Here is a 13,773-nt window from a genome sequence, read left to right on the forward strand (position 1 = left end):
GGCTGCTCTCCTGCGCGGGAGGGCCGCCGCCCCCGTTCCTCCCGCCCTCGGCCGGTGGCCCCGAGAGGGCCGGTTCCGAGGACTGCCGTGGCCGCCGACGGCTTCAGATCTGCCAGGAGCGCAACCGGTCCGCCGCCGAGTAGACATCGGCCTTGCCGGACATCAGGTCGCGCGCGAGGTCGACGAGGGCGCCGTAGGGCGGGTCCATCCCGACATCGCTGGCGTACATGTAGGCGACGGCAGTGGCGCAGGCGAAGCGGGCGTTGGCCGCGGGCAGCGGCTTGAGCACGGCGAGGGTGTGCAGCAGGGCGGCGGCCCGCCAGGCCGCATCGGAGTCGACACCGAGGCGGGGCGGGTCGACGCGGTGCCGGGCGACGGCGGCGACCAGCGCGGAGAAGTCGTTGATGACGGGCTGCTCCGGCAGTACTTCCTCGTGGCGCTGGAGCAGCCAGGGCACGTCTATGTGCAGGACCGCTGCCATGGGTCAGGCGGCCCGCCCCTCGCCCGTGACGGGCGGTGGTTCGTCGTCGGGAAAGGCGGCCGCGAACTCGTCGGCGTGGGCCGAGAAGAACCGGCGGAAGGCCTCCGCCCCCTCCTGCAGCGCCCGGTGCCGGGCTATGTCGGCGGCGGCGGCCTCCCGCACGAGCGCCTTCATCGACGTACCGCGTTCCTTGGCGATCTGCCGCAGGTCCTCGAGCTCGCGGTCGCTGAACTCCACGTTCAGAGCTGGCATGCCTCCCACGGTACCGCGCGGGTACTGACCAGTAAATAACCGCAGGTCAGATCGATGGTATGGCGGTACCGCGGGAGGCGGGCGGGGCGGTGGTGCGGTCAGCTCTGGTCCGCCACGAAGGAGGCCATCCGGGCCAGTGCGGCGTTCCAGTTGATGGTGTGCTCGTTGGTCGACCAGGACTGGATGTCGTCGATGAAGCAGAACTGGGCGACACAGCCCTGGAGTTTGCTCTGCGCGTAGGGGTCCTGGATGTTCGAGTTCGGTCCGCCGGACAGGGTGCCGTCCGGCGGGGCGGGCAGCGACGGGTCGAGCTGCTTGGCGTACCAGCGGCTGTGCTGGTTGTGCGCGTTGACCTCGCCGTAGCCGGTGACGTACGACATGTTCAGGGCGTTGCGGCCCAGGATGTAGTCCATGCTCTGGAGCGCGCCGTCACGGTACTTCGAGGCGCCGGTGATGTCGTAGGCGGTCGCGAGGACGACCGCGTTGTTCAGGATCTGGTGGCTGGAGCCCCAGTCGTACACGTTGTCCTCGGGGGCGTAGGGCATGCCGTACGGGTGCGCCTTCAGCGTCGCGAGGTACGTGTCGGCGCCCTGGACGACGGAGCGGCGGACCTGGTCGCGGCCGGGGAGCCGATTGGGCACGGTCGCCAGGTCCAGGCGGGCCGCCGCCGCGGTCCGCGCCCAGTCGAAGCCGAGCGGGCCGAAGATGTCTGCGGTGTGGACCGGGGAGTCCAGCACGTACTCCTCGAAGTCCCGCTCCCCCGTCGTCAGGTACAGCTCGGCCGCCGCCCAGTAGAACTCGTCGGCGACGCTGTTGTCGGGGTAAGCCCCGCCGCCGATGCCGTCCGTCTCGTCGGCGAGCACGTGCGGATGGGCCAGGGCCGCCGCCCAGGCCGTGCGGGCCGCGTCGAGCGCCTTCGCGGCGAACCGGCGGTCGTAGGGGCGGTAGAGGCGGGCGGCCTGCGCGGCCGTCGCCGCCAGGTTCAGGGTCGCCGCGGTGGTCGGCGGGTGCAGTTCGCGCTTCTGGGGGTCGTCGCTCGGCAGCAGCGGCAGTCCGGTCCACGCCGCGTCGTGGATCTTGTGGTGGGCCATGCCGGCCAGCGGCTGACCGTCCGGCACCTGCATCTTCAGCAGGAAGTCCAGCTCCCAGCGCACCTCGTCGAGGATGTCCGGCACCTTGTTGCCGCTCTCGGGGATGTCGAGGGTGCCGTCCCCGAGCTTCGACGGTTCACCGGTGCGGGCGTGCAGCGAGCGCTCGTAGGTGCTGAGCAGCTCCCAGGTGGAGATGCCGCCGTTGACGACGTACTTGCCGTGGTCGCCGGCGTCGTACCAGCCGCCGGAGACGTCGAGGGTGTAGTCGCAGACGCCGGGCTGGCAGGGCACGTCGGTGTCGCCCTGGTTGGGTGCCACGCCCACGTGTCCGGCGGGCCGGGCGTAACCCGGGCGCAGCTCGTCGCTGATGGGGGTGCCGCTGCGCTGCGTGTAGTAGTACTTCGCGGAGTCGGTGCGCAGCTTCTCGTAGGCGGCGCTGCCGATGTCGAAGGGGCGGCTGGTCTCCCCGTCGGCGACCAGCGTGTAGCCCTCGCCGCGCTTCTTGTAGCGGCCGAAGTCGATCGAGTGGACGTTCTGCCCGGAGGAGGCGTCCACGCCGCGCGGCTTGCTCCAGCCGTGGGCGACGACCCGTCCGCGGTCGTTCTTCAGCTGCCAGGGCAGGCGCGAGGTCGCGTCGGTGACGACGGTGGCGTTCTTGGGGCCGGACGGCAGGTAGCCGACCTGGTTGACCCGCACGCGCGGCCCGGTGTCGGGCACGTACGGCTCGGGCGCCACCCCGCCCAGCAGGGACACGTCGTCCACGCAGAACCGCCAGGCCTCCGGCGTCCCGCCGAGCTGGAAGCCGACCTGGCCCTGGGTGGTGTCGACGGGTGAGGTGAAGGTGTACGAGTAGGTGTTGCCGGAGACGCTGAGCTGCGGACTGACCTCGTGGTACGTGTCGTACGGGGACACCGACAGGCCCACGATCGCCCGGACCACGTGGTCGGCGGGCGTGCCGGTCGCCGTGAAGGAGAACTTGTACGACTCCCCCGCGACCAGGGTGATGTCGTTCTGGCCGACGGCCGCGTCCCAGCGGTTGGCGGTGCCGCCCGGGGCGTCGGCGCACAGCCGGCCGTCGGTCACGGCCGCGGTGACGTTGCTGCTGGCCCACCAGGACTCGGTGCCGTTGTCGAAGGTGCCGTTCTTGACCTGCTCGGTCTCCTCCGCGCCGGCCGGCGCGGCGGGCAGCGCGGTGACGGCCGCCGCCAGCAGGGCGGTCAGGGAGACGAGCGCGGTTCTGCGTCTTTTCACGTCTGGGCTCCTCGGGGGAGGTACGAGTGGTGCTCACGTCGAGGGAGCGTGCACCGAATGGGAGCGCTCCCAACGCCCGGTCGCAGACATGCTTGTGGCAGACATGACACCCCGTCAACGGTCCGGACGGGACTGGTTCCCGTCCGGACCCCGCACGACGGCTCAGGCGGCCGGCGCCTCCAGGCGGCTGATGCGGATCGCTCCCCTCGGCTCGCCGGGGTGGCGGCTGGTCAGCGTGAGGCGGATCTCGGAGCCGCGTACCGCGCCGAAGGTGATGACGGTCGGCGCGTCGGACGCGGTGGCCCAGTCGATCCGTACGTCCTCGGCCACGCGCCAGGCACGGCCGTCCCGGACGGCGACCTCCACCGTCGCGGGCAGGCTGTGCGCGGCGTCGACGGTGAAGGAGACCTCGACCCGTTCGTAGGTGCGCCCGCGGCCGTGGTCGACCGACACCCAGTCCTCGGCGCGGGCCCCGTCGAACGCGGGCAGCAGGGCGGTGGCCGCCTTGTGGAAGCCGTTGGACCAGCCGGTGGCCGGATCGCCGTCCAGCATCGCGGCGGGCAGGGTGTCGGGCCGGCCGGAGTAGCTCGCGTCGGCGTGCGGGGGGTCCACGGGCGCCGGGTGGTCCGGCCGGAACTGAGGGGCCGGTGTGGTCGCCGGGTCGTCGGAGCGCCGGGCGCGCACGCTCACCGTGCCGGTGCGCAGCCCGTCCGCGCGGGCGGTCACCCGCAGCGTGCCCGGACGGCTGCCGGAGCGCACGATGGCGAGGGCCTTGCCGTGGAAGGCGGTTCGGGTACTGGCCTGGTAGCGCTCGGCGCTCTCCTGGCGCCCGTTGTCCAGTCCGGCGAGAGACCCGCCCGCGACGTCGAAGGCGATCAGGTGCTCGGCGCCGGGCACCACCACGCCGCGCCGGTCGACCACCTCGGCGGTCACGAAGACCAGGGAGCGGCCGTCCGCGGCGACGCTCTCGCGGTCCGGGGTGAGGCGCACCGCGTGCGGGGCACCGGCGGTGCGCAGCACGTCGGTGGCGACCCTGCGCCCGTCCCGCCGGGCGACGGCCTTCAGTTCACCCGGCTCGAAGGGCACCTTCCAGGTCAGGTGGAGCTTGCCCGCACTGCCGTTGGGGCTGGTGTAACTGCCGGGGTAGGGGCCGTCGGTGAAGGTCTTGTCGTCGCCGGTGGCCTCGGTGGTCTCCAGGTACGTGCGGCCGTCGACGGTCTTCTTGGTGTCGAAGGTACGGGTGCCCAGGGACCTGCCGTTCAGGAACAGTTCGACGGTGTCGACGTTGGCGTACGCCCAGACCTCGACGGTCTCGCCCTCGCGGTGGTTCCAGGTCGTCGGCAGCAGGTGGACCATCGGCTCATCCGTCCACTGGCTGCGAAACAGGTGGTACATGTCCTTGGGGAAACCGGCGGTGTCGACCGCGCCGAAGAAGGACGCCTTGACCGGGAAGACGTCGTACGGCGTCGGTTCCCCGATGTAGTCGATGCCGGACCACAGGAACTGGCCGGCGAACCACTTCCGGTCCCGGTCCTTCTTGTGGCCGTACTCGCCGCTCATGGTCCAGGAGGCGAGGTTGTTGTCGTAGGAGGAGGTGGCGCGCTTCCCGGGCGTGTGGTTCTCGCCGGTGTTGAGGTGTTCGGGCTCCTGGTAGGTGCCGCGGGTGGAGGTCTCGGACGACGACTCGGACTCGAAGAGGAACAGGTGCGGGTAGGCCGCGTGCAGGTCGTCCACCGACCTGGCGGTGTTGTAGTTGAGGCCGAGTCCGTCGAGTTTGGCCAGCATCAGGTCGGCGGCGGAGCCCTTGACGGGCATCCGGCGGTACTTGTCGGAGCCGATGACCAGCGGGCGGGTGTCGTCGGCGGCGCGGATGGCGTCGATGATCCGGTCGGCCATGGCGAGCCCGGCGGTGGAGGTGGAGTCGGGAACCTCGTTGCCGATGGACCACATGACGACGGCGGGCGAGTTGCGGGCCGCGAGCACCATCTCGGTGGCGTCCTTCTCGCACCACTCGTCGAAGAACCGGCCGTAGTCGTAGCGGTTCTTGCCGGTGCGCCAGCAGTCGAAGGCCTCCACCAGCATGATGATGCCCAGTTCCTCGCAGACCTCGATCATCTCGGGCGCGGGCGGGTTGTGGGAGGTGCGGAAGGCGTTGACGCCCATCGACTTCATGATGGTCATCTGGCGGCGGATCGCGTCGATGCTGACGGCGGCGCCGAGCGCGCCGAGGTCGTGGTGCAGGTCGACGCCCTTGATCTTGGCGTACGCGCCGTTGAGGTGGAAGCCCTCGTCGGGGTCGACGTGGAAGGTGCGGATGCCGAACGGGGTGCGGTAGGTGTCGACGGTCCGCCCGCCGACGCGCAGTTCGGTGTGCAGGGTGTAGCGGTGCGGGTCCGCGAAGTCCCACCGGCGGGGGCGGGCGACGGTGAGTTCGTGGACCTCGCTCACCTCGCCGGTGACGGCGGTCGTGGAGGCGGCGCGGGCGACCGTGCGCCCGTCGGCGTCCTCGACCCTCGACCGGACCTCGACCTCGCGCGCGGTGCCCGACGCGTTGACGACGTCGGTCTTCACCCGGACCGTGGCGCGCTCCTCGTCGACCCGCGGCGTGGTGACGTACGTGCCCCAGCGCCGTACGTGCACCGGCTCGGTGACGACGAGGCGGGCCTCGCGGTAGATGCCGCTGCCGGAGTACCAGCGGCTGCTCGGCAGCCGGTTGCGCACCTGGACCGCGAGGACGTTGTCGGTGCGGCCGTCGGTGTGCACCAGGTCGGTGAGGTCGAGGGCGAAGCCCGTGTAGCCGTAGGGGTGGCGACCGACCTCGCGACCGTTGCAGTGGACGCGGGAGTCCATGTACACGCCGTCGAACTCGACCGAGATCCGCTTCCCGGCGAGGGCGGGCGGCAGCGTGAAGGTGAGGCGGTACCAGCCGAGTCCGCCCGGCAGGAAGCCGGTGCCGCTGGTGGTTCCGTGCTCGGTGGTGGGCGTCTGCTCGATGCTCCAGTCGTGCGGCACGGCGACCTCGCGCCACGCCGAGTCGTCGTACGCCGGGTCGGCGGCGCCGGTGGTGTCCTCGGCGGCTCCGTCGGGGGCGACCAGCAGGAAGCGCCAGCCGTCGCGCAGGGGGACGGCGGCGCGTCCCGCACCGCTTCCCGTCGCGTCCGCGGCCCATGCCGAGGGGGCACCCAGCAGCGCCCCGGCCGCCGGTGCGGCGGCGGAGGCGATCAGGACCGATCTGCGCGTGACCGTCATGGCGGATCTCCCTCATCAGGCCCAGCAGGGCTCAGAAGTACTCACAACTGATCGTGAACAAACAGATTCTGACGTCCTGCCACACGCGCCCGTCAAGGGCACGGAAAGCACTTTCTGTCCCGTGCGGCCCGGCCCGCCCGGTGGCCCGTGGGCCGCCGGGGATGTGCGAGACCGTTGGTTCCGGTCCGTACCGGCCCCGGACGCACTACGCTTGGGCTCAGGTGACGCGCTGTTCACTGTGGGTGTGCGCAATGGAGTGGCGACGATGAGTCCGGTCAACCCGTCCGACGATGCCGCCACGGCCCGCGCAGTCGTCGACGACTCCGGCACCCTGCGGGAGTGGAACGAGGGCGCCCGCTTGCTGCTGGGCCACTCGGCCGCCGACGTCGTCGGGCGCCCCGCCGCCGGGCTGCTGGCCGACCGTCCGGACGGCACGGTGCCCGGCCCCGGTGACGAGCGGTGGAGCGGCACTCTGGCGCTGCGGCACCGCGACGGACGGACCGTGTCCGTGTGGGTGCTCGCCCACCGCAGGTTGCCGGACGGCGGCGGTCCCGGTACCTGGCTCGCCGTGACCCCGCTGCGCCACGACCCCGATCATGCCGACGACCCGCTGGTCAGGGCCGCTCTCACCCAGTCGCCCTGCGCCACGATGATCTTCGACGACCGGCTGCGGCTGCGCGGTGTCAACGACATCATGGCGCGTCTGCTCGGCCTGCCGGCCGACCGCCTGCGCGGGCTGCGGCCCACCGACATCGGCAGCAAGCCGCGGCACGCGGAGCTCGAACGGCACATGCGGCAGGTGCTCGCCACCGGCCTCGGGCACGACATGTACGCCCACCTCAAGGCCACCGGCGAGAGCCGCGCCCACGCGTGGCACGCCCGCATCGCGCCCCTCACCGACGCCGGCGGCCAGGTGCGCGGCGTCTGCGTCAGCGCACACGACTTCACCGAGCAGCACCTCGCCCGGGAGCGGCTGCAGCTGGTCAACGAGGCCAGCGTGCGCATCGGCAGCACACTCGACGTCACCCGCACGGCACAGGAACTGGCCGACGTGTGCGTGCCCACGCTGGCCGACTTCGTGAGCGTCGACCTGCTGGACCCGCAGGAGCACGGGGACGATCCCCCCGCCGTGCCCGCCCCTCCGGTGGGCCTGCGCCGCGCGGCCCACCAGTCCGTCACCCCGGGCTGCCCGGAGGCGGTGGCCGAGCCCGGCCGGCTGGACGTCTACCCGGCCGGCTCGCCCCAGGCCGAGTGTCTGGTCGCGGGACGCGCGGTCGTGGCCGCGGTGCCCTCCGGGGATCTGGAGCGGTGGCGGGAGTGGGACCCCGTCCGGGTCCGGCGGGTCGAGGAGTACGGTATTCACTCCACGATGTCCGTGCCGCTGCAGGCCCGCGGCACTACCCTCGGCGTCGCGGTGTTCACCCGGTACCGGCGGCCGTACCCCTTCACCGACGACGACCGGCTGCTGGCCGAGGAGGTCACCGCCCGCGCCGCCGTCTGCATCGACAACGCCCGCCGCTACTCCCGCGAGCGCGAGACGACGCTGACGCTGCAGCGCAGCCTGCTCCCCCGCTGGCTGCCGCCCACCGCCGCGGTGGAGGCCGCCTCCCGCTACCTCCCGGCAGCGCGCTCCGGGGTCGGCGGCGACTGGTTCGACGTGATCCCGCTGTCCGGGATGCGGGTCGCCATGGTCGTCGGGGACGTCGTCGGCCACGGCATCCAGGCCTCGGCCACCATGGGCCGGCTGCGCACCGCCGTGCGCACCCTCGCCGACATCGACCTGCCGCCCGACGAGCTCCTCACCCACCTCGACGACCTGGTCGTCCGGCTGTCCGAGGAATCCGGTGACAACGGCGCCGGCGAGGTCGGCGCCACCTGCCTGTACGCGGTCTACGACCCGGTGTCGCGACGCTGCTCCCTGGCCCGCGCCGGGCACCCGCCGCCCGTCCTGGTCCCGCCGGACGGCCCGCCCCGGCAGATCGCACTGCCCTCGGGACCCCCGCTGGGCGTAGGCGGACTGCCGTTCGAGTCGGCCGAGCTGGAGCTGCGCGAGGGCAGCGTGCTGGCGTTCTGCACCGACGGGCTGATCGTGAGCCGGGACCGGAACGCCGACGCCGGTCAGACACTGCTGCGCGAGGCACTGACCGCGCCCGCCGAGTCGCTGGACGGGACCTGCGACCGGGTCCTGCACGCCCTGCTGCCGCCGGGCGGCGCCGCGGACGACGTGGCGCTGCTGCTGGCCCGCACCCGGGGGCTGCCCCCAGGCCAGGTCGCCACCTGGGACATCCCGGCCGACCCGTCACTGGTCGCCCCCGTACGCAAGCAGGTCATCGAACAACTGTCCGCCTGGGCCCTGCTGGAGGCGTCCTTCACCGCCGAGCTGGTGGTGAGCGAGCTGGTCACCAACGCCATCCGGTACGGCTCCCCGCCCATCCGGCTGCGGCTGATCCACGACACGGCCACGCTGATCTGCGAAGTGTCCGACACCAGCCACACGGCGCCCCATCTGCGCCGGGCCAAGACCTGGGACGAAGGCGGTCGCGGGCTGCTGCTGGTCGCCCAGCTGACCCAGCGCTGGGGCAGCCGGCACACGACCGAGGGCAAGACCATCTGGGCGGAGTTGGGGCTGCTCGACGAGGAGTGACCCAGGGCGCGCACACATCCAGGGGGTGCGCCCGGAGAAAGCGGCCTGATGCGCGCGCCCGGGGAGCGGCGTCGGCCGGTTCCCCCCGGGGAGTGCGCGCCCTCGTTTCCCGGCCGGTGCGGCGGGACACTCGAACCCACAGGGCGAACGGTGCCGCCCCGCGCGCCGACCCTGAGCGAGAACCCGACGGGAGTGTGGAACAGCGATGGCCAACACGTCACGGCCCGTAGGCCGCACCGCCCTGCTCGCGAGCGCGGTCGCGCTCCTCGGACTGGTGGGCGCCTGCGGCGACGAAAGCAGTACGTCGAGTGCCCCGCAACCCAGCCGGGCCCCCCGCACGACGGCCCCCGACTCCGGCACCGGTACCGCGTCCGGTACCGCCCCGGCGGCGACCGCGGCACCCAGTGACACCGCCGGTTCCGCCTCCGCCTCCGCCCGCACCGACGGCCGCTGCCACACCTCCGAACTGCGCGCCGCGGTCGGCCGTGTGGACCCGGGAGCCGGACAGCGGAACTTCCCGATCGTGCTGACCAACACCTCCGACCGCACGTGCACCCTGTACGGCTACCCGGGCGCCGCCTTCGTCGACGCGTCCGGTGAGCACCTGGGCCCGGACCCGGAGCGCGCACCCGCCTCTCCGGAGACCGTCACACTGACGCCGGGCAAGAGCGCGTGGGCCGGACTGTCGTTCTCCAGTCCGCAGATCAGCGGCGCCCGCACCGCCACGCCGGCGGCGCTGCTCGTGACGCCGCCGGACGAGCACGACCCGATCGAGGTGAAGTGGACGGCCGGCGAGGTCCCGGTCGGCGGCGACGAGTCGTCGGTGTCGCTCTCCGCCCTGGAGGCCGGAACGGGCCCCTGAGGCGTCCGGGGAGACGCCCAGGGGCGCGCCGTGATCAGTGACCGGCGATCGGGTGCGGCGCGTACGGACGCTCCAGCTCCTCGATCTCCTCCGCGGTGAGCGCCAGTTCGACCGCCGCCACGGCGTCCTCGAGGTGTCCCGGCTTCGACGCCCCGACGATCGGCGCGGTCACCGTGTCCCGGTGCAGCAACCAGGCCAGGGCGACCCGTGCGCGCGGCACCCCGCGGTCGCCGGCGATGCGGGTGACCGCCTCGACCACGGCGCGGTCGCCCTCCTGGTAGAGCGTGCTGCCGAAGTTGTCGGTGGCGCTGCGTTCGGTGGCGGTGTCCCAGTCGCGGGTGAGCCGGCCGCGGGCGAGCGGGCTCCACGGCAGCACACCGACGCCCTGGTCGGCGCAGAAGGGCAGCATCTCGCGCTCCTCCTCGCGGTAGAGGAGGTTGTAGTGGTTCTGCATGGAGACGAACTTCGTCCAGCCGTGCCGCTCGGCGGTGTACTGCAGCTTGGAGAACTGCCAGGCGTACATCGAACTGGCCCCGATGTAACGGACCTTGCCCGACTTGACCAGGTCGTGCAGGGCCTCCATCGTCTCCTCGACGGGCGTGTTCGGGTCGAAGCGGTGGATCTGGTACAGGTCGACGTAATCGGTGCCCAGGCGCCTGAGGCTGTGGTCGATCTCGGTCATGATCGCCTTGCGGGACAGTCCCGCGCCGTTGGGCCCGGGACGCATCCGGCCGTGAACCTTGGTCGCCAGCACGATGTCGTCCCGGCGGGCGAAGTCGCCGAGGGCCTTGCCGACGATCTCCTCGCTGGTGCCGTCGGAGTAGACGTTGGCCGTGTCGAAGAAGGTGATGCCCGCTTCCAGCGCCTGCCGGATCAGCGGACGCGAGGCCTCCTCGTCGAGGGTCCACTCGTGGGTGCCCCGGCCTGGAAGGCCGTACGTCATGCAGCCCAGGCAGATCCGCGACACGTCCAGGCCCGTCGAACCGAGCTTCACGTACTGCATCGTTGCTGCTCCTGTCTTCGGGATCGTCAGTATCAAAGGGGAGCGTACGTCTTCGTGCGGGCTCCGAGCGGGGCGGGTCAGCGCCGTTCGAGCAGGTCCAGCGCCCGCTCCCAGGCGAGATCGGCGCGGGCGCCGTCCTCCCCCTCGCCCGCGCAGGGGTCGGCGAAGCGCACGCCCATCCCGCGCAGCCGGGTCAGGCTCTCCCGGTACGCGGGATGGGAAGCCAGCGCGTCGGCGACGCACGGCAGGACGGCGACGGGGACATCGAGGCCGCACACCTCGCACAGGGTGGCCAGGGCGAGGTTGTCGGCCAGGCCGGCGGCCCACTTGTTGACCGTGTTGAAGGTGGCGGGCGCGACCACCACGGCGTCCGGCGCCGGGAAGGGGCGCGGCTCGCCGGGACGGCGCCAGGCCGACCGGATCGGCCGGCCGGTCTGCGCCTCGACGGCGGCGGTGTCGAAGAAACCGTTCAGGGCGACCGGCGTCGCGAAGACGCCGACCTCCCAACCGCGTTCCCGCGCGGCGGCGATCAGTCCGCCGACGCCGGAAGCCACGCCGGCGGCGCAGACGACGACGTAGAGGAACGGCTTCCCGAGAACCTCGTTCGTTGCCGGATCGTCGACTTCCTGGATGTTCCGGCCCTGTTCGCTCACCCGGGAACCTTACTGAACGGGCGGCGGGCGACGCAGGCCGGTGTCAGCCCGCCCGCTCCGACACACTGATGGCGCCGACCGGGCACGCCCGGGCCGCCTCCCGCACCAGGGCGCTGCCGCCACCGTCCTCCCGCCCCGGCAGCACGGTGCTGTATCCGTCGTCGTCCTGGGCGAACACGTCCGGGGCGGTCAGCGCGCACTGGCCCGCGCCCATGCAGCTGTCCTTGTCGATGTCGATGTGCATGTCCGGAACCTCCTACCAGGCCACGGGGAGTTCGAGCATCCCCTGGATCGTGTCACCGGGCTTGAAGGGGATTTCCTGAGGTGGAGCGGCCAGGCGCAGCGTGGGCAGCCGGTCGAAGAGGGTGCGCAGGGCGATCTCCAGTTCGGCGCGGGCCAGGTTCTGGCCGAGGCACTGGTGGATGCCGAAGCCGAAGGCCACGTGGTGGCGGGCCGGACGGTGCCAGTCGAGGGCGTCCGGGTCGGGATAGACGGTCTCGTCGCGGTTGATGACGGAGGTCGAGAAGACGACGCCTTCACCGGCCCGGACGGTCGTGCCGTCCACGTCGATGTCCTCGGTGGCCAGCCGCAGCAGCCCGTCCGCGATCGACAGCACGCGCATCAGTTCCTCGACCGCGTCGGGCAGCAGCGAGGGGTCCGCGCGCAGTTCGGCCAGTCGCCGGGGGTGGCCGAGGAGGGTGAAGGTGCCCAGCGAGATCATGTTGGCGGTCGTCTCGTGCCCGGCGACCAGCAGGATGACCGCGAAGGCGATGAGCTGGTCGCGATCGAACTCCCCTTCGGCCACCTGCTTGCGGACCAGGTCGTCCAGCAGACCCTCACCTGGCGAGTGCCGCTTGCGGTCGATCAACTCCCCCAGGTAGGCCTCCAGTCGGTCGCGGGCGTCCTGGGTGTCGGCCGGCCGGGGGCCGCGCAGCAGCCTGCGGGACTGTTCCTCGAAGAAGTCGTGGTCGGCGTAGGGGATTCCGAGCAGCGCGCAGATCACCATCGAGGGCACGGGCAGGGCGAAGGCCGACACGAGTTCGGCGGGCGGTCCCTGCTCGATCATCGCGTCGAGCCGTTCGTCGACGATCCGCTGGATGCGCGGGCGCAGGGCGGCGGCGCGTTTGAGGGTGAACTCGGGCAGCACCAGCTTGCGCTGGGCGCGGTGCTCGGGGTCGTCGACGCCCAGGAGGGCGGTCCTGCGCGAGCGTACGGCGGCGAGGCGGGCGGATGTGGCCGGGAAGCCGTCGCGGGTGCGGTCGGTGGACAGCCGCGGGTCGGCCAGCAGCCGGCGGGCGGTGGCGTGTCCGGTCACCAGCCAGGCCGGGCGGCCGTCGAAGAGGGTGATCCGGGCCAGCGGCCGGGTGGCGCGCAGCGGGTCGTAGGCGGCGGGAGGGTGGTAGGGACAGGTCCGGTCCTGGGGAAAGGCGACGGGTCGTGTCGCGTTCGCGTCCGTCGTCGTGTCGGTGTCCGTCATGGAAGACCTCGCAGACGAAGAGTGCGTCGTGCCGATCTTCATTAGATGCCCCGGGCATCCATGCGACGACGTCAAGTTCGGCCAGATCGGTGGGGGGGACGGACTGGCCGAAGATCGCCGTAGTGCCGCCGGACGGTGAACACCTGTGCCCACCGCGGGGCCGTCCTCGCACGACGGAGGTGGCGCGATGGGGCCGCCCGTCGGCCGGCAGGTGCGCCGGATCCCGCCAAGGGTGATCGTGCCGACGGGTCGTGGACCGACGGCGCCGCGGCGGGTACGGATGGATCGGGCACCGGACGGTGTTGAAGCACGGTGCCAGTCAGCCGTACGACGTGACGATGGGACGGATGCCATGCCTCTGGAGGGCGAGTACGAACCCAGCCCGACGCGGTGGGTTCGCGAACAGGTCGAGCTCTACGAGAGCTCGGGCGGTACGAAGGGCACGACCCTGAAGGACACGGGCATGCCCGTGATCGTGCTGACGACCCGCGGAGCGCGGAGCGGCAGGATCCGCAAGACACCGCTGATGCGCGTCGAGCACGAGGGCCGGTACGCCGTGGTCGCTTCCCTGGGCGGGGCGCCCAAGCACCCGGTCTGGTACCACAACGTCAAGGCCGATCCCCGGGTGGAACTCCAGGACGGGCCGGTGAAGCAGGACATGACGGCCCGTGAGGTCACCGGCGCGGAGAAGGCCGTGTGGTGGGAGCGCGCGGTGGCGGCGTATCCGCCGTACGCCGACTACCAGGAGAAGACGGAACGGGAGATCCCGGTCTTCGTGCTGGAACCGGCCGGCGGGAGCTGAGCCGGGCG

11 protein-coding genes are annotated in these 13,773 nt (G+C 72.2%); 3 read left to right on the forward strand and 8 right to left on the reverse strand.

Annotated elements, in window-relative coordinates:
• Positions 1–103 precede the first annotated feature (103 nt).
• From IE142_RS09890 to IE142_RS09905, 4 genes are all read right to left on the reverse strand, one after another.
• A complete protein-coding gene (locus IE142_RS09890; protein WP_043384327.1) occupies positions 104–481 on the reverse strand; it encodes a hypothetical protein in 378 nt (125 codons plus the stop codon).
• A gap of 3 nt (positions 482–484) precedes the next feature.
• Complete coding sequence (locus IE142_RS09895) at positions 485–733, reverse strand: hypothetical protein (protein ID WP_043384331.1); 249 nt, start codon at positions 731–733, stop codon at positions 485–487.
• Between the two features lie 98 nt (positions 734–831).
• Positions 832–3,075 carry a glycoside hydrolase family 9 protein gene (locus IE142_RS09900; RefSeq protein WP_191885338.1) on the reverse strand — a complete coding sequence of 748 codons (2,244 nt, stop codon included), beginning with the start codon at positions 3,073–3,075 and terminating at the stop codon, positions 832–834.
• Positions 3,076–3,237: 162 nt separating this feature from the next.
• On the reverse strand, positions 3,238–6,324 hold the full coding sequence (locus IE142_RS09905; RefSeq protein ID WP_191885339.1) for a glycoside hydrolase family 2 TIM barrel-domain containing protein: 3,087 nt from the start codon (positions 6,322–6,324) through the stop codon (positions 3,238–3,240).
• Between the two features lie 265 nt (positions 6,325–6,589).
• Here IE142_RS09905 and IE142_RS09910 point away from each other — a divergent pair, with 265 nt between their 5' ends.
• Together IE142_RS09910 and IE142_RS09915 are read left to right on the forward strand one after the other, a co-directional pair.
• On the forward strand, positions 6,590–8,968 hold the full coding sequence (locus IE142_RS09910; RefSeq protein WP_191885340.1) for a SpoIIE family protein phosphatase: 2,379 nt from the start codon (positions 6,590–6,592) through the stop codon (positions 8,966–8,968).
• A 205-nt stretch (positions 8,969–9,173) separates the two neighbouring features.
• Positions 9,174–9,830, forward strand: a complete 657-nt coding sequence (locus IE142_RS09915; protein WP_191885341.1) for a DUF4232 domain-containing protein — start codon at positions 9,174–9,176, stop codon at positions 9,828–9,830.
• 34 nt (positions 9,831–9,864) lie between these two features.
• On the opposite strand, the gene IE142_RS09920 is transcribed toward IE142_RS09915, so the two are convergent.
• The 4 genes from IE142_RS09920 to IE142_RS09935 all read right to left on the reverse strand — a co-directional run bounded on the left by IE142_RS09920 (position 9,865) and on the right by IE142_RS09935 (position 12,963).
• Positions 9,865–10,833, reverse strand: coding sequence for an aldo/keto reductase (locus tag IE142_RS09920; RefSeq protein ID WP_191885342.1), 969 nt, complete (start codon positions 10,831–10,833; stop codon positions 9,865–9,867).
• Positions 10,834–10,910: 77 nt separating this feature from the next.
• The gene (locus IE142_RS09925; protein WP_191885512.1) at positions 10,911–11,465 is read right to left on the reverse strand and encodes a flavoprotein; all 555 of its coding nucleotides are present in this window, start codon (positions 11,463–11,465) and stop codon (positions 10,911–10,913) included.
• Positions 11,466–11,529: 64 nt separating this feature from the next.
• Entirely contained in the window at positions 11,530–11,730 is a 201-nt protein-coding gene (locus IE142_RS09930; protein ID WP_191885343.1) for a ferredoxin, read from the reverse strand.
• Positions 11,731–11,742: 12 nt separating this feature from the next.
• The gene (locus IE142_RS09935) at positions 11,743–12,963 is read right to left on the reverse strand and encodes a cytochrome P450 (RefSeq protein ID WP_191885344.1); all 1,221 of its coding nucleotides are present in this window, start codon (positions 12,961–12,963) and stop codon (positions 11,743–11,745) included.
• Between the two features lie 352 nt (positions 12,964–13,315).
• Between IE142_RS09935 and IE142_RS09940 the strand changes: the two genes are divergently transcribed.
• Complete coding sequence (locus IE142_RS09940; protein WP_191885345.1) at positions 13,316–13,765, forward strand: nitroreductase family deazaflavin-dependent oxidoreductase; 450 nt, start codon at positions 13,316–13,318, stop codon at positions 13,763–13,765.
• Positions 13,766–13,773 lie beyond the last annotated feature (8 nt).

The sequence above is a fragment of the Streptomyces mutabilis genome, assembly GCF_014649815.1.
GTDB lineage: Bacteria > Actinomycetota > Actinomycetes > Streptomycetales > Streptomycetaceae > Streptomyces > Streptomyces mutabilis.